Below are 20,859 nucleotides of genomic sequence, written 5' to 3' on the forward strand. Positions count from 1 at the left end.
CCCCTGAAGGCGGCCATTCGCCTGGCAGTGCGCGCCGCACCGCGTCAGCGGCGCCGCAAAAGCGCCAAGGCGGTCACCGGTGATGTGCTTTCCAGACTGCTGGCGACCTGCGAGAGCGACAGTCTGCGCGATCGGCGCGACCGGGCGATCCTGATGGTCGCGTTTGCCTCCGGCGGCCGCCGGCGCAGCGAGATCGCCGCGCTTCGTGTCGAGCAGCTGACGATTGAGCCGCCGATCGAGCAGAAAGATGGCCCTCCCCTCCCCTCGCTGGCCATTCATCTCGGCCGCACGAAGACGACCTCCGGCGAGCAGGGCGAGGTCGTCTACCTCACCGGCCGGCCAGTCGAGGCGCTGAACGCCTGGATGGCGGCCGCCAGGATCGACAAGGGCAGCGTCTTCAGGGGGATCGGGCGATGGGGAACGCTGTCGCGGCGGGCGCTGGATCCGCAGTCGATCAACGCCATCTTCAAGCAACGGGTGGAGATGGCTGGGCTAGACCCCGTGGAGTTCTCTGCGCACGGACTGCGGTCAGGCTATCTGACGGAGGCCGCCAATCGTCGCATTCCCCTTGTCGAAGCGATGGAGCAATCGTGTCATCGATCGTTGCAGCAGGCGTCGAGCTACTATAACGACGCGACACGGCGCACCGGCAAAGCCGCGCGGATGCTATAGAACCAAATATTCCGCGATCACGAACCGTGGCGTGCGCCCAACAAGGCGGTTTCCCGAGCCGCTGGATCGGTGAGGTTCAGGCCACTAAGGCAGGGCTCAAACGCACTCCATTATCCTGCACACAATGAATCCAGCTTGATTGCCCGCAAGGAATGGAGATCGGAAGTGACAAGTCGCTCGCCTTGCTGTAGCAAGGTGCCATGTCGATCGCTTGCGCATATGTTTCCCGATTTTATTATTTCCGTGCCTCGGTGCGGAAGCGGGAAAGTGCGTAATTAAGAAAGACGCAATTTTATCCGACCAACCGCTAGTCTACCTGGCGGTTTTTTTATGCGCCCGGTATGACCTCATGGAGACCAATACCGTGACGAATCCGACTGACGATCTGCGCATAAACAATATCGTCGAACTCTCCTCGCCCGCACGAATCATCGATGAGCTGCCGCGCGACGAGACTGTCAGCAAGACGGTGCTCGGCGCACGCAGCGCCATCCATGATATCCTGACCAAGAAGGACGACAGGCTTCTAGTCGTTGTCGGCCCCTGCTCGATCCATGATCCGGTTGCTGCGATAGACTATGCGAAGCGGCTCAAAGAACAGCGCGACCGGCTGCAGGGCGACCTGGAGATAGTCATGCGCGTCTACTTCGAAAAGCCGCGGACGACGGTCGGTTGGAAGGGCCTGATCAACGACCCAGGTCTCGACGGCAGCTTCCGGATCGAGGATGGTCTGCGCATCGCCCGCAAGCTTTTGCTCGATGTGAACGAACTCGAACTCCCGGCCGGCTGCGAATTCCTCGACACCATCACGCCGCAATACATCGCTGACCTCGTCAGTTGGGGGGCAATCGGTGCCCGCACGACCGAAAGCCAGGTTCATAGGGAACTCGCCTCCGGCCTTTCCTCGGCGATCGGCTTCAAGAACGGCACCACCGGCGATGTGCGCATCGCTCTCGACGCCATCATGGCCGCCTCGCAGCCCCACCATTTTCCGGCTGTCACGAAGGACGGACGCGCAGCGATCGCATCGACGAGTGGCAACGAGGATGGCCACATCATCCTGCGCGGCGGCAAGCAGCCGAACTATGATCGGCAAAAGCGCCAAGGCGGTCACCGGTGATGTGCTTTCCAGACTGCTGGCGACCTGCGAGAGCGACAGTCTGCGCGATCTTCGTGACCGCGCGATCCTGATGGTTGCGTTCGCGTCGGGCGGCCGCCGACGCAGTGAGATCGCCGGCTTGCGGCGCGAGCAGCTGACCGTCGAGCCGCCGATCGCTGTGCCGGACGGCCCTCCCCTCCCCTCGCTCGCCATTCATCTCGGCCGCACTAAGACCAGCACCGGCGAACAGGACGATATCGTCTATCTGACCGGTCGGCCGGTGGAGGCGCTGAACGCCTGGATGACGGCCGCGAAGATCGAGAGCGGGAGCGTGTTTCGGGCGATCGGGCGGTGGGGGACGGTTTCGCGGCGGGCGATTGATCCGCAGTCGGTCAATGCGATCATCAAGCAACGGGTGGAAATGGCCGGGCTGGAGCCTGGGGAGTTTTCGGCGCACGGACTGCGATCGGGTTATCTCACCGAGTCAGCGAACCGGGGCATTCCGCTCCCCGAGGCGATGGAGCAGTCGCGGCATCGCTCGGTCCAGCAGGCATCGAGCTATTACAATAGCGCGACTCGGCGCAGCGGTCGGGCGGCACGGCTCCTCTAAAGACCCGACTCCTCGCTAGGCATGCTTCACTTCTTAGCGGGTCGATGGTTGCATACAGCACATTGCCATCCTTCTACCGCAGGGCTGGCAAAGCCTGACGGTTGCGTTTCCCGACATGAGAAAATTGTTTCAAGCTACTCAGTCTCGCGGCATTCAGAGCGAAGGCACCTTTAGTAGTTTTCGCAGCATCCGCATTGAGCTTTGCCGTCTCAAAGAGAGCTCTACAATAATAGTCTCACCCTTTATTTTTAGGAGGTATCAAGAACGGCAACCCAACGCCTCTATTTGTCTCCTTTCTCCTGGAGCCGGATCACTGGCCCTTGGTGTACGCTGACAAAATTGGCTGGGCAGGGAGAGGACCGGCTGATAGATCGCATTCAACGTGAGGCCTACTGGGGATATGCCATGATCCACTCGATCGGTGAGATGCTTGAGGGACTTCGCAAAGCAGAGAGGGACCGACTCGACAAAAGCGATATTCGGCACGCCCCCACGATAGGCGCCATGTACGAAGGCCTCACGAAAGACCTTTTGAACAAAGCGATACCCGACGGCCTTGACCTCAAGATCGTGAGCGGCTTCGTAATCGATGGAAAAGGTGGATCGAGTGGACAGCTCGACTGCATGTTGGTCCGAGGTGAGGGTTCCCCGGTGCCCTTCGTCGACGGCCTTTTTCAATGGCACGTCCGCGATGTTCTTGCCGTATTTGAGGTGAAAAAAACCTCTTCGCATCGGATTTATCAGACGCGTATAATCAGCTCCTCAGCGTCACTTCGACATTCAGCTCTTGGGTCCAAACACCCGGCCTCACGGGGAGCTTCGATCTGGGCGCGTCATCGGGCCTCGGCCGCACGCTGAGCGAGCCAAAATTTTGCAGAAACTGCGATACCCGAGCGGGTTTCATGGAGCTACTCATCGTAGGCGCCGAAACCGATGTCTCGCAGAACGAAGATCGAAGAGAGGTTCGAAGGGTTGCAGCCTGACGTTACCTTCACCGCCGTTGACAGACCGTTATTGATGGAGTTCGCCGTAACTTTCAAAGGACCGCCGGAGAGGGCCAGCCCTATCCGGCGTCAGAAGATCGAGGCATTCGTTATCAACTAGAAGCCCCGTTTGGGCCTGGATAGTCTGTGTGGCTCGACAACCCGCGTGCTCACCGACTGATAGAGCGGCTATCTACTGACTTGCCGCGTTGCGAGGGAACTATGATTCATCAACCTACTCGAATGCAAGTTCTGCCGGAACGGAGGCCCTCGCCGCGAAAAAATCCTGAATGCTCCGGCGTCTTGGCTGATGCAGATCCGGTAGTTAGACATGAACAGCGGTTTTCAGGCGCCTAGCGCTGGACATTTCCCGTCGTTGACCGCGGTCAACGCTCTTAACTAGCGGAAAAGATGGCATTTTTCGCAGTGTAGGTATTTCGGTGGGGGAAAATGGGAACCGTCCAAGCCGTATGCCAGCTTAGGCAGTCATGCCCGACCGGCTGGTGAACATATCCCGTTCGCAGTAAACCGACTTGGCCGGTGTTGGTGCACCTCAAGCGTCCGTTGTCTGACTCGGCGACACCGTGTAGATCTGAACGACACCTTGGAGATTGGAAACATGGCGCTCAAGCGGATGGACAACGTAGGAATCGTCGTCGAAAACCTTGGGGGGCGATTGATTTCTTTTGCGAGCTCGGCGTCGAGCTCGCAGGACGAGCCACGATCGAAGGAGAATGGGCCGCCGGCGTCACTGGATTGGGCGATCAGCATGTCGAAATTGCCATGATGCGCGCACCAGACGGCCACAGCCGGCTCGGGCTCTCCCGCTTCATCACGCTGCCTGTCGTTGCAGATCACCGGAACGCCCCGGTTAACGCGCTCGGCTACCTCGTGTCGTGTTCACCGTTGATGACATCGACAGACGCTTGAAAGGCTCCGCATGCGCGGCGCGCAGCTCGTAGGCGAAGTCGTCCAGGATAAGGACGCGTATCGGCTCTGTTACCTCCGTGGGCCTGAAGGGCTTCTCATCGGACTCGCCCAAGTACTCAGTTGAGCGCAATACGAAGACAAATGGCGGAGAGTCACCAATGTCAGCGGCTTTCCCGCCTGCTGGAGCCACGTTCTCGCTGGGCGCGGTTAGCTCGTCAACCAGGCTGGGTCGCCCGCGCAAGCGGCGATACCTCGGGGCGCCGTGCCTCAGATGCCGAATTTAGCGTATCTCGTAAGTGGTGGGCCGTAACACCAGGCGTAGGGCATAGCTCGGTGCGCCGCCAACCCTATCTCGTGGTCCACGCCTTCGGCATGCGCTGGTAGCGCAACACTGTACGGTCCTTTGGACACTCTTGCTAATCGCCGGGATCGAAGCGCAGAGCGAAAAGTCAGCGGCAGTTGTTCGGCGCAAGTCGGTGGACATAACGGACGGCGTGACAGTCCAGATTTTCCGGCTGATTGAGACCGTGATGGTCGATGCTGTTCAGTTTCGCGCCGAGCCGATTACGCTGGAAAGCTGGCAATAACCTCGTCCTGCCCCTGGTCGCCGTTGCGTGGCGATCGGAGCGCGCCTGAGCGTCAGGCCATTCAATAACATGTGGGGCCTCTTCCATTAGCACCCGTCCCTTTGGCGACGAGCTGTTGGCAAGGGCGGGTCGCGAGCCACTATTCCAATTCCCCCGCAAATTGAAAACTGGTTGTCTGAAGCGTCCAACCAGAGCTTCTTCGCGCGCATACTCCATCCGAACCCAGCAGCAAACTTGGCATTGGGCGCTCGCCTCCCGAATCCACGAGGCCGTATCTAGACCGGCTGTATCTGCGAAACGCCGGCCGGTCCGAACGCTTCTTCGTGACCGATCCCGTGCATCGCGGGGTCGGGTCGTATCACCCGCGCCAGAGATGCCTGACGCGTCCCTGCCGGCCTCCCGGGGAGTAGATTATCTCCGACAACGAGCCGCTGCCGTTGGCGGAGGTCCTCGGCGGCTAAAGCAAAGCGGGGCAGGGGACCAGCAGATGAAGCAATTCGCTTTCACTGTAGCAGTCTGCGCCCGCCATCATCGTTGAAAGCCCCATCATCCGGTCTTCAGTTGTACAGGCCCGTTCGCCTTGAGAAGCGCCATAACCATCGGGCCCAGTGAGAATTCTGATTGGTCGGATCGTCTCGTGAGATCCCGCAAATACCCGCCAGCGGAGTTGATCATGTTAGCGCGTTCCAGAATGCACGCCATGGCTACAGCTGCGTTCTCTGGCCCCATGATCTCGCAAGCACTTTGATAAGCTGACGGGCTTACTCCAAGCATCGAGCGGATCACTACCGCAGCCGACATCAGATCGCGCCAGCTGCCGATTGCCCCTCCTGGTCCGTAGTCTGACGCCTGAGGGCAAGCCTTCAGCACAACTGACAACGGGAATGCCCTTAGCGGCTCTTTCGGCTTGGGTGTCTCGCTCGACTTTTCGCCCTGCTTTCTTTCAGAGCGAGGTTCAAATACAATAGTGGAGTCTGGGTTTGAATTCTGTATGTGGCGCTCATATTGGGCACCATTGATGCTAATATTTTCTGCTTTCCCATTATTTTCCAATCGATTGAGGACTTCTTCCTTAAGCATCTCCATGCTCCCGAGTGCTTCCGTTAAGTCATCGATCTTTGGTGTTCGCGGAAAGCCGCTAACCAGCCCAACGTAGACTTCCTCGATCGCCCGCCAATCGCCGTCGACGCCCTCCTCGATCGCAGCCGTGATGAGCTTACGCGTGTCACGTCTGCAAATAGTGAGCTGTTCTTTTGTTTTTCTGAACTCCGCCCGCAAAGCAATGACCTGCTGTGCCAACATCGCCAATTCCTCAGCACGAGCGAGGAGAGGGGAAAGATCAAAACCGAACGCACTATCGACATCACCGGCGCTGTCCTTTCGTGCAAAGCGCTTGCCGTTGGCACTGTCCTTACGGATGATTAAGCCTGCATCGACAAGCGCACTCAAATGGCGACGCAAAGTAGAGCATGGCATACTGTGAGCTCGCAGCGACAACTGCACGTTCGAAGGAAAAACGACTAACTGCGCGTCCTGTCGCAATTCCTTCTCCGGGTAAAAGCTCAACAACGCATCCAGGACAGCGAGGCTGCTCGGCTGTAGCCGCAGCAACTCGATCGCCGCCGAGGCGTCACGGAAGACCTTCCACTTGTCGGTCGTTTTACCCGCCCCTATCTCGCAGACGGACATTTGCCGCCTGACAAGGGCAAGAGTCATCGGCCGCCGCCCAAAGGGCGTCGTCACACTTCCCGTTTGCATCGTTCTTCACCTTCTAACAGGCAAAAGAAATTCGTTCGCCGAAACGGCGCCTAGACTCTTGACGATGAATCCCGGAAATGCGATTCTACTGGTGCTTAGACAGATAGGAGCTTCCGAGGCGGCGACGTTTTGGGGGCTCTTTTCTTTTGCGGGCTACGCTTCCTTTTTTTGTACGTTGTTCGCACGGCGCTCTTCGAAAAGAGCCACCACGTCATTCAGCAAAAAAGCCGCAAATTCCGCAGCTTCCTTCCGATCGACTGTTATTTCTAGCTTTGTCTTGCTCTGCTTCACGTGGCCCAGTCGCTGTCCTGAAGACGTGGACAGGACTTCGGGCAAGCCGCGGACAATGCGGCGCGGCTTAAGCGCGAGGATCAGAGCCTTGAATCGGTCCTGCGAACTCATGGCCTGCATCTCTTCCGATTGAGCCAATGCCACAGGATCGTGGTTTGCATCCTTCTGCACCAAGTCCGCGAGTTCTTGCCAGCTCCGTCGACCAATCCCCGAGGCCGGTCCGATTGCATCGATCAAACCTGAGGGAAGCGAGTCAATAATAGAAAGCATGCGCGACAGCTCCGCCTTGTCGACCGACATTGCGGAGGTGATGACTTCGCGGGGAAAACGTTCTTTAAGTCGTTGCGCGAACCGAGACTTCTCTATGTAGGATAGGTCCTCGCGCTCGTTATTTTCCTGCCCCTGTGCGATCACCAGTTCTTCATCCGTTAAGGTGCGGATAACCGCCTTAACTTGTAGACCGAGTTCTTGGATTGCGCGTAGGCGGCGATGACCGAAAGCTACCTGATAGCGTCCCGACTTCTCAGGGTGAGGCCGCACAAGGATCGGTACCTGCTGACCTTGTTCGCGGATCGATGCAAGCAGACCATTGATGTCGCCTGGCATGCGGTCCCGAACGAAAGACGGTTCGATCAACGCTGTGTCCAGGTCGATTACTGCCTGGCCCTCAGCAAGCCGTCGCTCGATATCGTCGGCGCGTGCTTGGCGGGCTTTCTCCTCACGCATTGTGCTGGCGACTTGCCCAACGAGCTTGTTGTCGGAGGCCGTAGTCTTCACAGGCATATCGGCATCGACTTGGATCAGGTTCAGAAGGTTCTTTCGGCTCATGCTGGTCTCCCCCAAGCTTTCTTGATCAGGGTTTCGATCTCGTCGTTAACGCTGTTCATCGACTCAATCGCTCTGTCGTAAGTACTCCGTGTAAACTGGCCGCGCTCGACCTCGTACAGCGTTTGGTTGGTGAGGCCGGCATCTGAAACGGCGGTCGATTTCAGCATCGGAAAGTTCAGAACGTGCGCCCCGAAGATCGACCGGAGATAGCCGACCATCTGGTTTTGAGGACCGTCAGAAGGCTCAAACCGAGTGATGAGGTAACGCAACCAGGCAAAATCAACATTGCCACCAGCGGCGGCGACTTCTCGCAGCAAATCAGCGACCATTGCAAGGAACTGATTCATCGACATGACATCCAACATCTGCGGATGGACTGTCACGAGAACTGACGTCGCCGCGGTGAGGGCGGAAAGTGTGAGGTACCCTAGCTGAGGAGGGCAATCGATGATGACGATATCGTATTCCGCGCTGACATGGTCGATAGCATCGCTTAGGCGCTGGAAAAACATCACATCTCCAGCTTGCCGTGTCATCAAAGCGCGCGGGGTATCATGCTCGAACTCCATGAGTTCGAGATTGCCTGGAATAAGATCCAGCCCGGGGATATAGGTTTTGCGGATGATATCTTTGGCCGGACGGCGGGCGTCATCATAACGTAGTGCGCCGTACATTGTCTCGTTCTCGTGAACATCAAGCTCGGGCTGATGTCCGTAGAGGGCCGACATGCTCGCTTGCGGATCAAGATCGACAGCCAGGACACGATAGCCGCGCAACGCAAGGTACTGGGCGAGATGGACCGAAGTCGTAGTTTTGCCAGAACCTCCCTTGAAGTTCATGACGGAAATAACTTGCAACTCTTCCCCGTCACGCCGGTGAGGCAGATACCTGCGATCTGCTCTGCCGACCTTGTCGAGATGTCGACGAATTTTGTCGATGTCCTCAACGGAATAGGAACGTCGGCCGCCGGGTGTCGTGCTCACCTCCAGATCATCGATGTCATTCGAAACCTGTCGAAGATAGACTTCCTTCACGCCAACGAGTTTGGCGGCCTCTGAAGGTTGGAAATGGCGTATTCCCTTTTGCGCCGTCGGCGGAAACGTGCTCACATGATGGGCTTGTAGCTGAACAGCGAGAGCCGACGAATGCCTGTCTATAAGGCTTACGAGAGTCTCACGTGATGGCGCTTTCGCTTCAGCCTTCGTTTTCATGTCTAGTCCAAAATTCAATAACAGCGGTTGGATGCGGCAAAACCCATTTCTAACCGCTGTTGCAATAAGCCCCGATTCTGACTGCTCGGCAAGCTCTTTAAGGTTAACAAAACCTTAACGCGTAGCTGAAGCCTGGCGGCAACACTCCAAAACGTCCTCGAAAATACAAGGTATTAGCCAGTTTCAACCGAGAAAAGTCCCTCAAAGCACGGTACCAAAAAAAGAGTCGAAAACGTCGGCGTGGGGTGTAACTCGGCAGTCGGTTGAGCAAGTTCGCGCCGAATCGTGCGACTCACGCAAACAGTGTCAGTCATCCACTATCTCGATTTCTGTAAGGCATTGCTCGGGACAGGAGACCGCGGCATATCCGTCGCGGTCCCTTTTCCGTTGGCTTGCCACCATCTTATCTTGCAACACTCATCTGACGTGCCAGGAGCGTTCTGGCACCGGCTTAAACGGGATCGGGGCCGGTGCTGGGGCGCCGCGAATCCGGCGGCTACTGAGACCGCAGGCACGCCCTTCCGTCCCACCTCACATGCTGCTTGAAATTGAAGAGCGTGAGAAGGCTTGTTCCGCCGCAAGAAACGCCCGAGGCATTACCAGATCATGTCCGGCGTATCTAGGATCGCGTCGCTCACCGAGCTGACCGCTGGCTGCCGAATGAAAAAAGCTTCGAGCCGCCAAAGAGACTTTACGTTCTTTATTAACTAAAATCACGATTTTCCAGCTTCACCGACAACGCGAAGGCTCTCGAACACTCCCGGAGCAAATTGGAATTGTCGAGCTGTCCCTCGCCCCATCGAATTCTTGCCGAGCGTTTCAAGCAGGATGCCCCGCTCGACAAGAAGGTCCATAGTTTCAATGACACCGCCGCGCGTCATACCTGTAATTTCTATTATCTTTGAGAGTGTTAGCTTTTCATGGGCTTGGTGCATCATGTACAGGATATTCATCATCCCGATCTGCTTGATACGTGACTGCGCCGATTCACCGTTGATCGGCTTTTCCAGAATTTCACGCACTGCGAAGACAGATAAAGCCTGGCTTTGCCATCGGTCGCTCAAATTGCTTGCCATCGGTTTAACTATCTATTATTTGCATAGTCTATGGGTTGAGGCGAGTCGCTTTTCAATCCCTGCTGACATTGAAGAAACCGGAGGGTAGGGGGCATGAAGGGCCTTTTCTTTCGAACGATCGTAGCAGCGTTGGGGTTCGCCTCACTCTATACTATTTCAGAACGAAGCGCTCGTGCCGACGATTGGGGATGCCAGGTTATCCTGTGCTTATCCAACCCCGGTGGCCCAACGCAATATGGCGAGTGCCGGCCGCCGATCCAAAAACTCTGGCGTTGGCTTGCGAAAGGACGTTCGTTTCCGGCCTGCAGCGGGGTCGGTTTTCAAAGCTCCCGGCCCCATTACGAACCATACTACTGTAATGCCGGCTACCGACTGTCGGCAGGTTACGGCCCACGGGGGAGTGACGCGACATGTATTTCCACGGCGCCTCAGGCCGTAAGCGATAGCTTCTGCCAGCGAGATCGAGACGGCGGCGGTTCAAACAATGGCTCAGTTACGTCGCCGCGCTGGCAAAGAGAAAACGGTCGCTATCAGTGCGTGGCCTATACCGTAGCGCGTCCCCTGGTGCGCGAGAAACCTCGATACATCGATGTGACGATCGACGGGGTCGGTAAGCAGAGGGTGTGGTTTTGAACATGCCCGTTGCCTTCTTAGATCTTGCACAGACCTGCGCACCCTTCGTTGCATCCGAAACACTTGCGGGCGTCATCAGCCTCGAAAGCCGGTTCGCTCCGCTCAGCATCCGGATCAACAGTGGCGCCCTCCTCAAGCGGCAGCCTGAGACGAAGGCTGAGGCAATCGAAATCGCAACATCATTGATGGCCGAACGCCATGACATCCAGTTGGGCCTTGGCGGCATCGGTGCGGAAGAGCTTGGGAGGCTCAAACTCTCGATATCCGACGCTTTCGATCCGTGCCTTAACCTTCAGGCTACAGCGACGCTACTCGACGGCTACTATCGCCTCGCGGTCAAGGTGGGTGCTGACCCCGCCAGGGCCGAGCAGGTCATGCTGCAATCCTACTATGGACGTGATGATCCATCTGTCGGCGCCATGGTCAATTACGACGATCAGGTTCGCCGCGAAGTAAAACGGCTGGGACCGACCATGGCACGGGTGACAATTGGCGACACGGGGGAGGGGAGGGAGGACGACGTCCCAAGCGAAATTCCCAGCGCAGACGCCGTTGCCGAGGTGGTTGCGGAAAACTCCCCGGAAAAAACAGCCGCGATCTCCGCGGCGCCGGCATGGGACGTCTTCAAGACCCGACGCCGATCGTCCGTCCTCATGTTTCAGAGCAATCAATCGGAGCAGAGTAAATGATTGTGAATTCCCGTATCCGACCCATTGTCGCTTCGTCCGTCATGGCTGCTGCCATCGTGGTGACGATGGTTGAGCCAGCCTTCGCGCAAGCTGCCGGCATCGAAACCGTCCTGCAGAACATCGTTGATATGCTAACCGGAAACATCGCCAAGCTCCTAGCGGTCATCGCGGTGATCGTTATCTGCATTGCCTGGATGTTCGGCTATATGGACCTGAGGCGGGCCGGCTTCTGGATCATCGGGATCGGCGGCATTTTCGGCGCCACCGAACTCGTCAACACCATCGTCGGAAGCTGACGATGGTGGGCGAGCGGACGGTTCTCGAAGAAGAAACGCTTTTCATCGCGTGCACGCGTCCGGCAATGATCGCTGGCGTGACCATGGAGGCGATGGGCTTCAATATCATGCTCACGACGATCCTCTATATCGTTGCCGGGTCGATCGCATATGCGCTGGTCGGCGTCGTGTTCCATCTCATCTTCCGCGCCTTGGTGAAGCACGATCACAACATGTTCCGCATCCTGCTGGCCTGGGTCGAGACACGCGGCCGTTCGCGCAACAGTGCTTATTGGGGCGGGGCAACGCTCTCGCCTCTCAGACTGGCCCGCCACTTTGACGAAAGGGATATTGGATTTGCCTAGTATCGCCACCCTCAGATCCCGCGAGCTCGCACCCGAGGCCTTTATTCCATACGTGCGCCACATCGACGAGTCGACGATCGCGCTCGACTCCCGCACCCTGATGGTCATGGTCGCGCTCGAAGGCGTGTCGTTCGAAACCGCTGATGTGCTCGACCTCAACGCCCTCTATCGCGACCTCAACACCCTTTATCGGAATATTGCCGATGAGCGGCTTGCGCTTTGGACTCACCTCGTCCGGCGTCGAGACAGCGACTATCCAGATGGAACATTTGCAACACCATTCTCTGCCGCGCTCAACGAGAAATATCGCAAGCGCATGGTGCACGAAGACCTGTTCCACAACGATCTCTATCTGACCGTCCTCTGGTCACCGGCCCGCGATCCGGCGGACAAAGCGGCAAAGCTGCTGTCACGCATTCGGCGCGCCAAGCGCGCTGGTTTGGAGCTTGATGAGGAAGCCCTGAAACAACTTCAAGACAAGGTGGTCGATGTCACCGCTGGCCTGAAGCGTTTCGAACCGCGTCTGCTCTCCCTTTACGATCAGGACGGCATGCTCTTCTCCGAGCTGAGCGAGGTGCTGCACCAGATCGTGGGCGGAAGGCGCGAGCGAGTGCCGCTCACCGAAGGTCGCATCGCCTCGGCGATCTACTCGGATCGCGTCATCATCGGTCGTGAGACGATCGAAATTCGGCATGAGGCGGAAAGCCGATTTGCAGGGATGCTGAGCTTCAAGGAATACCCGGCCCGCACCAGGACCGGTATGCTGGACGGCGTCCTGACCAGTCCATTTGAACTCATTCTTTCGCAGTCCTTCTGCTTTGTATCGAAGGCGGACGCTCGCGTCATCATGGGGCGAAAGCAGAACCAGTTGGTGAGCAGCGGCGACAAGGCGGCTTCGCAGATCGACGAACTTGACGATGCAATGGACGATCTGGAATCGAACCGGTTCGTGATCGGCGAACATCACCTGACGCTGTCCGTCTTTGCGACCACAGTGAAGGAACTGACGGACAATCTCGCGAAGGCGCGCGCCGGCCTGACCAATGGGGGCGCCGTCGTGGCGCGAGAGGATCTTGGCCTCGAGGCTGCCTGGTGGGCGCAACTGCCGGGCAATTTCCGCTACCGGGCGCGATCGGGCGCGATCAGCTCGAAGAATTTTGCAGCACTGTCACCGTTCCACTCCTATCCGATCGGGCAGAAGGACGGCAATGAATGGGGACCGGCTGTCGCTCTGCTCAAGACGGCCTCCGGGTCGCCCTATTACTTTAACCTCCATTACGGTGATCTCGGCAACACCTTCATGTGCGGCCCATCGGGAGCCGGCAAGACCGTGATCGTGAATTTTATGCTGTCCCAGTTGGAAAAACATGATCCTCATGTGGTTTTCTTCGACAAGGACCGCGGTGCGGACCTCTATGTCCGCGCCGCCGGCGGCACCTACCTGCCGCTGAAGAATGGCGTCCCCACCGGCTGCGCTCCCCTGAAGGCCCTCGACCTGACGCCGGAGAACAAGGTGTTCCTGGCGCGTTGGGTCGGCAAGCTGGTGGGTTCAGGGACGCGGGAACTGACTGTCACCGAGCTTCGCGACATCTCCGGCGCGATCGATGGCCTTGCCGACCTGCCCGTTGACCGGCGGACGATCGGCGCGCTCCGGACTTTCCTCAATAACACGGATCCGGAAGGGATCGCGGCCAGGCTCCGCCGGTGGGAGAGGGGAGGGCCACTCGGCTGGGTATTTGACAATGTCATCGAGGATATCGGCTTTGGCGATTTCGGCGGGTCAGGCAAGTTCATCGGCTACGACATGACCGACTTCCTCGACAACGAGGAAATCCGCACACCGCTGATGGCCTACCTTTTCCACCGTGTAGAGCAGCTGATCGACGGCCGCCGGATCATCATCGTCATCGATGAATTCTGGAAGGCGCTCCAGGACGAGGGGTTCCGCGATCTTGCGCAGAACAAACTCAAGACCATCCGCAAACAAAATGGCTTGATGTTGTTTGCCACGCAAAGCCCGCGCGACGCGCTGATCTCGCCGATCGCCTACACCATCATTGAGCAATGCCCGACACAGATCTTCCTTCCCAACTCGCGTGGCAACCATGCCGACTATGTCGACGGTTTCAAGCTCACGGAGCGCGAGTACGAACTGATTGCGCGCGAACTATCCGTCGAGAGCCGGAGATTCGTGTTGAAGCAGGGCCACAACAGCGTCGTTGCCGAACTCGACCTTAACGGCTTCGATGACGAGCTCGCCATTCTTGCCGGCCGGACCGCCAATGTCGAACTTCTCGACGCGATCCGCGCGGAGGTTGGAGACGACGTCAATGATTGGCTTCCCGTTTTCCAACAGCGAAGGAGTGCAAGCTGATGGCTTCCTATCGACTTCATGGCGTTGTGCTCTCCACGGCGCTTATTCTTGGCGCCTACAGCGCGGCAGGGCAGGGGATTCCGGTCATCGATCAGACCGCTATTGCCAAACAGATCGAGAGCATCGCGCAGCTCAAATCGCAACTCGATGCGCTCAATCAGCAGATCAAGCAGGCGCAGCAGCTCTATGGCTCGCTCAACAAGCTCACCGATATGGCGGATGTCGCGAACGTTCTCAACGATCCGGCGATCCGCAAGGCTCTGCCGTCCAACTTCGCCGCCATCGAGGGTCTACTCAAAGGCAACGGCACCGGAGTGTTCGGCGATTCCGCCTCGAAATTTCTGGACAGTAACTCGACCTACCGCACAAATGCTGACGATTTCTATGCCACAGAACTGTCGCGTATTCAGAGCCAAAATGCAGGCCAGATGAGCCTCGGTCAGCAGATCTACGATGCCGCGACCAAGCGCATCGATGGAATCGATCAATTACGCGAGAAAATCTCTACCGCCGGCGACGCCAAGGAGGTCGCAGATTTGCTGGCTCGCTTACAGGCCGAACAGGCATTCCTGCAGACCGACGTCCTTCGAATGGAGGGATTGCGGATGGTCCAGCAAGCGCAGACCCAGGTCGACGAGCAGCGCAAGGCCGAGAATTGGCGGCAACGCATGGATGCGATGAAGGCGGCGCTACAGTGAGGCGGATCCCCATCTTCATTACCCTTTTGCTGGTGGCCGCTTGCTCGCAGGAATCCGAGCGGACGTACACCGTCGATGAACTCATTGCTGACGAAGCGCTGCTGAGCCGTACCTTTTCTGACTGCCGCAACAATCCGGGTGAATTGCGCAACACGGCCAACTGCCGGAACGCAGAAGCGGCCGACGGAAAGCTACGCCTCCAAAACATGCGTAAGGCACTGGGAGGCTAGTCCGATGTACCAGGTGTTTGAGTTTATCGACGGGCAGTTCAAGCAGCCGCTGGAGACGTTCGTCTCCGATGGAACTTCGAACATAGCGGAATGGGTCACTGGTCCGTTGACGGCGGCCGTCACTCTCTATGTGGTGCTCTATGGCTATCTCGTCCTCCGGGGCTCGGTGCAGGAACCCATTCTTGACTTCGCCTTTCGCGCGATAAAGCTCGCGATCATCGTCATGCTGGTTAAGAACGCTGGCGAATATCAGACCTATGTTACCAACATCTTCTTCGATGTGTTGCCGCGTGAGATCGCCCAGGCCCTGAATTCGGGTGCGGCGCCGAGCGCCAGCACATTCGACAGCCTGCTCGACAAGGGGCAAGCCTCTGCGACCGATATCTGGTCTCGCGCCTCCTGGCCGGTCGATATTGTCACCGGCGTCGGTGGCATGATGGTGATCGGCGTCAGCTTCCTCGTCGCGGGGATCGGCTACGTCGTCTCCCTTTATGCGCGGTTGGCGCTGGCAATCGTGTTGGCGATCGGGCCAATTTTCATCGCGCTCGCCATGTTCCAGTCGACGCGGCGTTTTACCGAGTCCTGGATCGGGCAGCTCGCGAACTTCGTCATCCTGCAGGTGCTCGTCGTTGCCGTTGGTTCACTGTTGATCTCCTGCATTGATTCGACCTTCACCGCGATCGATAGCTACAGCGACGTTCTCATGCGACCGATCGCGCTCTGCGCCATCGGGATTGCCGCGCTCTACGTTTTCTACCAGCTTCCCAGCATCGCCTCGGCTTTGGCCTCTGGCGGGGCGTCGCTGGCGTATGGCTATGGCGCCGCACGAGATGCGCATGAAGGCATGCTGGCGCGAGGAACCTCCTACACCGGCCGGATGATCGGTCGCGGTGCCCGCTTTGCCGGCCGGGCATTCGGATCAAGGAATGCCGGCGCATGACATGCATTTCAAAAATAAGAAAAGGCCTGCCTGAATGATTAAGCCTGCTTTGTTGCTCGTCATTGCGGCCACGCTTGGCGGCTGCGCATCACTGACCTACCCTGTGCCGAAATGCGACGGCTATTCACGCCGCCCTCTGAACCGCTCGATGTGGGAATGGGAGGGCGACAGCAAGCTGAAACAGCAGCAATCCAACGCGAGCTCCTCCACGTCCGTGACACCCTTTGTCGAAGAGGTCAGCGAGCCCGCAGCTTTTGCGCATCTGGACATCGACGGTTCCTATCGCCGCTGTGAGGGATGAGACATGGTGACGACAGATAATCTCAAGAGCTACTTCGACAAGGCACGTCGTTTCGACCAGGACCGGATGATCCAGATCGAGCGTTCGAACCGGATCGCCTGGTCGATTGCCATCGCCTCAGGCATTGTCGCCGGTGTGTCCGTCTTCGCGATCGCAGGTCTCACGCCCCTCAAGACGGTTGAGCCCTTTGTGGTGCGCGTCGATAATTCGACGGGCATTGTCGATGTCGTGTCGGCGCTGACATCGACGGCCGGCACCTACGACGAGGCCGTGACAAAGTATTTTGCTGCCAAGTATGTTCGCGCCCGCGAGGGTTACGTCTGGAGCGAAGCACAGGAGAACTTCCGCACCATCGCCCTTTTGTCGACGCAAGCAGAACAGACACGATTCGCGGGACTGTACCGCGGCAGCAACTCGGAATCGCCTCAGAACATTTATGGTCGCGCCGCCACCGCGAGGATCGATATCGCTTCGATTTCTCTGATCAATCAGAATGTCGTGTCGGTGCGCTACATGCGCACCATTACGCGCGGCGAGGAAGTGCGGACGACCCACTGGGTTGCGAGCCTTACCTATTCGTATGCCAATGCTCCGATGTCGTCGACGGACAGGCTCGTGAATCCAATCGGGTTTGTCGTTAGCGAATATCGTGCAGATCCGGAGGAGGTGAGATGATGCGCACCGCGCCAATCGTCTCGCTCTTCCTTTCATTTGCCATGCCGGCGCTTGCGCTGGAAATTCCACGAGGCGCCTCGCAAGACAGTCGTGTCCGCTTTGTGAACTACCAACCCTACAATATCACCAGGGTCGTCGGCACCTTGCGGTCATCCGTACAGGTCGAGTTCGCGGCGGACGAAGAAATCGCCCATGTGGCACTCGGCAACAGCGTCGCCTGGGAAGTCGCGCCGGCAGGTAACATTTTGTTCTTGAAACCGCGCGAGAACCAGCCGGTGACCAACATATCCGTGGTGACGACGCGCCGGGATGGCTCGACCCGTAGCTACCAGATGGAATTGACAGTACGTGACGGTTCTGTGGAAGCCGGGCAGAACACCTATTTCTACCTGAAGTTCAGGTATCCAGCAGATGAAGCTGAGCTTCGCCGCCAGCAGGCAGCATCGAGGGCCCTCGCAGCCCAAGCGAAAGACGCCGACAATGTGCTGGCACTTCACGAAGCGTATGGACCTCGAAACTGGCGCTATTCGGCTCAGGGCTCCCAGGCGCTCGAGCCGCAAAGCGTCTACGACAATGGAAAGATCACGACGTTCGCCTTCGTTGGGAACCAGGAAATGCCCGCGATCTACATAGAGAATTCCGACGGGTCCGAAAGTCTTGTTCCGAAGTCGGTCGACGGAAATCTGGTGATGGTGCACGCAATCAGCCGCAAGTTCATCCTGCGTCGAGGCAAGGATGTGCTTTGCGTCTTCAACGAGGCTTACGACCGCATCGGCATCAACCCCGACACCAATACGACGTCTCCCTCGGTGGAGCGCGTCGTGAAAAGCGACTTCACCGGGCAATAGGGAAGGGACGGTCATGGCGCAAGAAGATGAAGCTCGCATTCCCGGAGAGCGCGCGGAAACCATCACTGGTCGCCGTATCGACAATAATCCTCTTTTGAAACGCGGCGCAGTGGCAATCGCCATCGTTGCGTTCGTCGGATTTGCCCTCTGGTCGACCACAGGCAAGAAAGAAAAAGACGAGAATACCCAGCCAGAGCGGGTTGTTATTCGCCAGACAAATCCGTTCGAAGCCGCCAAGGAAAAAGCCGAGCCAGCTCAGGTGGTCCCGGAAGTGAAGTTGCCGACGCCCGTCGTTGAACCGGTCGTCGAAGAGAAGGATGAATTGTTCGATTCCGCCCGCCGCGCGCCCGTGATGGCCTTCAACAGCGGGCAGAAAAATGCGAAAGAGCGACAAGAAATTGCCCATCAGGACACTTCAAACAACACCAACTTCCTGCCGTTGGACAACAGTGTGATAGGGCAGAACCAGCAGAATAGCGACGAGCAGCGTTTCGATGGTCTGCTGCGGCCGACACGGCTTGAGGGCTCACGTGCCGGTACACTTGGAAATCGCGACTTCATCGTCGCGATGGGGACTTCGATCCCTTGCGTGCTCGAAACGGCACTGGCATCCGACCAACCAGGTTTTACAAGCTGCGTGATCAACCGCGATGTCCTTTCGGACAACGGCAGGGTCGTGTTGATGGAAAAGGGCACGCAGGTTGTTGGCGAATATCGGGGCGGGCTTCAGCGCGGACAAAAACGTCTGTTCGTTCTGTGGAATCGAGCAAAAACGCCGAAGGGTGTCATCGTCACACTCGCATCGCCAGCGACCGACGCGCTCGGTCGCGCCGGCGTCGACGGCTATGTCGACACCCACTGGTGGGAGCGCTTCGGCAGCGCCCTTCTTCTTTCTATTGTCGGTGATGCGACGAGCTATGCCAGCAGTCGGCTGCAGGATAGCGATATCGAGGCGCAAAACACCACGAGTGCCAGCCAACAGGCGGCCGCCATCGCGGTCGAACAGTCCATCAACATCCCGCCGACGCTGAATAAGCACCAGGGTGAATTGGTTTCGATCTTCGTTGCTCGTGATCTTGATTTTTCCGGGATCTACCGTCTTCGGGTGACGGAACCCAGGAACCGCATTTTCGATCGCGCAGTGCTGGGGGATTTTGCGTCACAGTCGACGCTCGTAACGAAGTAGGATGGGAAATGTCGGAGGGGCAGGATGCGACAGTTGTTAGCGAGCTCTTGAAGCCGTTCTCCACATACCTCCTGGACCCGTCTCTCTATGAAGTAATCGTGAATCGGCCCGGGCAGGTGCTGACGGAAGGTCCCGGCGGTTGGCGGACCTATGACACGCCGGAACTGACCTTCGAAAAGCTCATGCGCCTTGCCCGGGCGGTGGCCAGTTTCTCTCATCAGTCGATCGACGAGACGCGTCCAATACTGTCGGCAAAGCTCCCAGGCGACGAACGGATCCAGATCGTCATCCCCCCGGCAACCGCCAGGCACACGGTTAGTCTCACCATCCGAAAACCATCCTCGGTCACATTCACACTCGACGACTTGGAACAGACCGAGTTTTTTTCCGAGACGCGGGGAACCAACGACGGCGCCTCGACGCAGGATCAAGGTTTGATGGCGCTATACCGTGCCGGCCACTTCAAGGAGTTTCTGAGGGAGGCCGTCATTTCACGGAAGAATATCATCATCTCAGGCGCAACGGGTTCGGCCAAGACAACGCTTTCGAAGGCGCTGGTCAAACACATTCCGGACCACGAACGGATCATTTCGATCGAGGACACCCCTGAACTGGTTATCCCGCAGCCTAATCACGTGCGCCTGTTCTATTCAAAGGGCGCGCAGGGCTTGTCCACTGCCGGCCCGAAAGAACTGCTGGAGTCTTGTCTGCGCATGCGGCCGGACCGCATTTTGCTGCAAGAGCTACGTGACGGCACGGCATTCTATTACGTCCGCAACGTCAACTCCGGTCACCCCGGATCGATAACGACCGTACATGCCGATTCGGCTAAGCTCGCCTTCCAACAGTTGACGCTCCTTGTGAAAGAATCGGAAGGGGGACGTAATTTGGATCGTGAAGACATTGATCAATTGCTGCGGGTCTCGATCGACGTCATTGTTCAATGCAAACGAACGGATGGTCGATTTCGAGCAACAGAAATTTACTGTCGAGTCTTCTAAAACCAATAGGGACTACACCTGCGTAGGCGGTCCTGCGGGTGACGGCGATGGGGTGTTGGTCATCATCGCCTTGACGGCTAACAAGAGCTCTGGAGAGTGATCACGGTCCGAATGTGAGAGGCGTTCGGTCGGCAGGTTTCAGTGAGAAAACAATCGCCTAATATCGATATCCCATGCGCCGGAGGTTCAACTTGGTTCAAGGCGAGCGGGGGTTCGAAGAGGGTCGAGCAAGTTGGGTGGGGATGGTTAGAGCGCGTCCATTGAACGCGGAATCGCGTTGAGGATTCCCCTGGCTGCGGAATTCTGATTCCATCCCCCGACTGGTGATTTGGTCGGAGGCACTATGACCCGAGCTTTCAGTGATGATCTGCGTAGCCGCGTTCTGGCTGCGTCACGCGATGGCATGTCGGCGCGATCAGCGGCGGCCCGATTTGGAATCGGCATTTCAACGGCCATCGCCTGGATTTGCCAGTGCGCGGGCTGGTCGGCTGACGCCTGCAAAACAGGGTCGACGCGGTGGCTCACGCCTCGATGCTCACGAGGACTTCATCATCGGCATGATCGAAGAGGAAAAGGACATCACCCTCAATGAGATGGTC

General features: G+C 57.8%; 20 protein-coding genes and 4 pseudogenes. 20 read left to right on the forward strand and 4 right to left on the reverse strand.

From position 1 onward, the window contains the following. The 6 genes and pseudogenes from BSG20_RS31525 to BSG20_RS36810 form a co-directional block, all read left to right on the forward strand. On the forward strand, positions 1-672 hold a 672-nt coding region (locus tag BSG20_RS31525), incomplete at its 5' end, for a tyrosine-type recombinase/integrase (protein ID WP_167371671.1). 349 nt (positions 673-1,021) lie between these two features. Next, positions 1,022-1,762, forward strand: a pseudogene (locus tag BSG20_RS31530) (3-deoxy-7-phosphoheptulonate synthase); the annotation flags it as partial. Further along, positions 1,752-2,381: pseudogene (locus BSG20_RS31535) on the forward strand (site-specific integrase); the annotation flags it as partial. The pseudogenes BSG20_RS31530 and BSG20_RS31535, both read left to right, overlap by 11 nt. Positions 2,382-2,885: 504 nt before the next feature. After that, on the forward strand, positions 2,886-3,239 hold the full coding sequence (locus tag BSG20_RS39020; protein ID WP_420884141.1) for a DUF6602 domain-containing protein: 354 nt from the start codon (positions 2,886-2,888) through the stop codon (positions 3,237-3,239). 744 nt (positions 3,240-3,983) lie between these two features. Next, a pseudogene (locus BSG20_RS31545) lies at positions 3,984-4,418 on the forward strand (VOC family protein). A 289-nt stretch (positions 4,419-4,707) separates the two neighbouring features. Beyond that, complete coding sequence (locus BSG20_RS36810; RefSeq protein ID WP_167371641.1) at positions 4,708-4,881, forward strand: hypothetical protein; 174 nt, start codon at positions 4,708-4,710, stop codon at positions 4,879-4,881. 546 nt (positions 4,882-5,427) lie between these two features. On the opposite strand, the gene repC is transcribed toward BSG20_RS36810, so the two are convergent. The 4 genes from repC to BSG20_RS31565 all read right to left on the reverse strand — a co-directional run bounded on the left by repC (position 5,428) and on the right by BSG20_RS31565 (position 10,045). Then, positions 5,428-6,639, reverse strand: coding sequence for a plasmid replication protein RepC (gene repC, locus BSG20_RS31550; protein WP_072381722.1), 1,212 nt, complete (start codon positions 6,637-6,639; stop codon positions 5,428-5,430). Positions 6,640-6,792: 153 nt separating this feature from the next. After that, positions 6,793-7,758 carry a plasmid partitioning protein RepB gene (gene repB, locus BSG20_RS31555; RefSeq protein WP_072381721.1) on the reverse strand — a complete coding sequence of 322 codons (966 nt, stop codon included), beginning with the start codon at positions 7,756-7,758 and terminating at the stop codon, positions 6,793-6,795. After that, on the reverse strand, positions 7,755-8,969 hold the full coding sequence (repA, locus tag BSG20_RS31560; protein WP_072381720.1) for a plasmid partitioning protein RepA: 1,215 nt from the start codon (positions 8,967-8,969) through the stop codon (positions 7,755-7,757). The genes repB and repA overlap by 4 nt, the downstream gene beginning before the upstream one ends. A gap of 713 nt (positions 8,970-9,682) precedes the next feature. Further along, the gene (locus tag BSG20_RS31565) at positions 9,683-10,045 is read right to left on the reverse strand and encodes a transcriptional regulator (RefSeq protein WP_072381719.1); all 363 of its coding nucleotides are present in this window, start codon (positions 10,043-10,045) and stop codon (positions 9,683-9,685) included. Positions 10,046-10,138: 93 nt separating this feature from the next. Between BSG20_RS31565 and BSG20_RS38010 the strand changes: the two genes are divergently transcribed. From BSG20_RS38010 to BSG20_RS31635, 14 genes and pseudogenes are all read left to right on the forward strand, one after another. Next, positions 10,139-10,678: a hypothetical protein gene (locus tag BSG20_RS38010; protein WP_072381718.1), complete on the forward strand. Its 540-nt coding sequence runs from the start codon at positions 10,139-10,141 to the stop codon at positions 10,676-10,678. Positions 10,679-10,680: 2 nt separating this feature from the next. Next, positions 10,681-11,367 (forward strand): lytic transglycosylase domain-containing protein, encoded by a 687-nt coding sequence (locus BSG20_RS31575; protein ID WP_072381708.1) that lies wholly within the window; start codon positions 10,681-10,683, stop codon positions 11,365-11,367. Beyond that, positions 11,364-11,663: a TrbC/VirB2 family protein gene (locus tag BSG20_RS31580; RefSeq protein WP_072381706.1), complete on the forward strand. Its 300-nt coding sequence runs from the start codon at positions 11,364-11,366 to the stop codon at positions 11,661-11,663. The genes BSG20_RS31575 and BSG20_RS31580 overlap by 4 nt, the downstream gene beginning before the upstream one ends. A 2-nt stretch (positions 11,664-11,665) precedes the next feature. Next, positions 11,666-12,007, forward strand: coding sequence for a VirB3 family type IV secretion system protein (locus BSG20_RS31585; protein WP_072381704.1), 342 nt, complete (start codon positions 11,666-11,668; stop codon positions 12,005-12,007). Continuing rightward, positions 12,000-14,381 carry a VirB4 family type IV secretion/conjugal transfer ATPase gene (locus BSG20_RS31590; RefSeq protein ID WP_072381724.1) on the forward strand — a complete coding sequence of 794 codons (2,382 nt, stop codon included), beginning with the start codon at positions 12,000-12,002 and terminating at the stop codon, positions 14,379-14,381. Before BSG20_RS31585 ends, BSG20_RS31590 begins: the two co-directional genes overlap by 8 nt. Continuing rightward, the gene (virB5, locus tag BSG20_RS31595) at positions 14,381-15,079 is read left to right on the forward strand and encodes a P-type DNA transfer protein VirB5 (protein WP_072381702.1); all 699 of its coding nucleotides are present in this window, start codon (positions 14,381-14,383) and stop codon (positions 15,077-15,079) included. The genes BSG20_RS31590 and virB5 overlap by 1 nt, the downstream gene beginning before the upstream one ends. Beyond that, positions 15,076-15,309 (forward strand): EexN family lipoprotein, encoded by a 234-nt coding sequence (locus BSG20_RS31600; RefSeq protein ID WP_072381699.1) that lies wholly within the window; start codon positions 15,076-15,078, stop codon positions 15,307-15,309. The genes virB5 and BSG20_RS31600 overlap by 4 nt, the downstream gene beginning before the upstream one ends. A 4-nt stretch (positions 15,310-15,313) precedes the next feature. Next, on the forward strand, positions 15,314-16,249 hold the full coding sequence (locus BSG20_RS31605) for a TrbL/VirB6 family protein (RefSeq protein WP_072381697.1): 936 nt from the start codon (positions 15,314-15,316) through the stop codon (positions 16,247-16,249). Positions 16,250-16,283: 34 nt separating this feature from the next. Further along, complete coding sequence (locus BSG20_RS31610; protein ID WP_072381695.1) at positions 16,284-16,550, forward strand: hypothetical protein; 267 nt, start codon at positions 16,284-16,286, stop codon at positions 16,548-16,550. Between the two features lie 3 nt (positions 16,551-16,553). After that, positions 16,554-17,225, forward strand: coding sequence for a VirB8 family type IV secretion system protein (locus BSG20_RS31615; protein WP_072381693.1), 672 nt, complete (start codon positions 16,554-16,556; stop codon positions 17,223-17,225). Next, on the forward strand, positions 17,222-18,073 hold the full coding sequence (gene virB9, locus BSG20_RS31620) for a P-type conjugative transfer protein VirB9 (protein ID WP_072381691.1): 852 nt from the start codon (positions 17,222-17,224) through the stop codon (positions 18,071-18,073). The genes BSG20_RS31615 and virB9 overlap by 4 nt, the downstream gene beginning before the upstream one ends. 13 nt (positions 18,074-18,086) lie before the next feature. Then, entirely contained in the window at positions 18,087-19,259 is a 1,173-nt protein-coding gene (gene virB10 / locus BSG20_RS31625) for a type IV secretion system protein VirB10 (protein ID WP_072381689.1), read from the forward strand. A gap of 8 nt (positions 19,260-19,267) precedes the next feature. Further along, positions 19,268-20,260 carry a P-type DNA transfer ATPase VirB11 gene (gene virB11 / locus BSG20_RS31630; RefSeq protein ID WP_072381687.1) on the forward strand — a complete coding sequence of 331 codons (993 nt, stop codon included), beginning with the start codon at positions 19,268-19,270 and terminating at the stop codon, positions 20,258-20,260. Positions 20,261-20,603: 343 nt separating this feature from the next. Beyond that, positions 20,604-20,859 (forward strand): annotated as a pseudogene (locus BSG20_RS31635) (IS630 family transposase); the annotation flags it as partial.

The sequence above is a fragment of the Rhizobium tibeticum genome, from assembly GCF_900110205.1.
Lineage (GTDB): Bacteria > Pseudomonadota > Alphaproteobacteria > Rhizobiales > Rhizobiaceae > Rhizobium > Rhizobium tibeticum.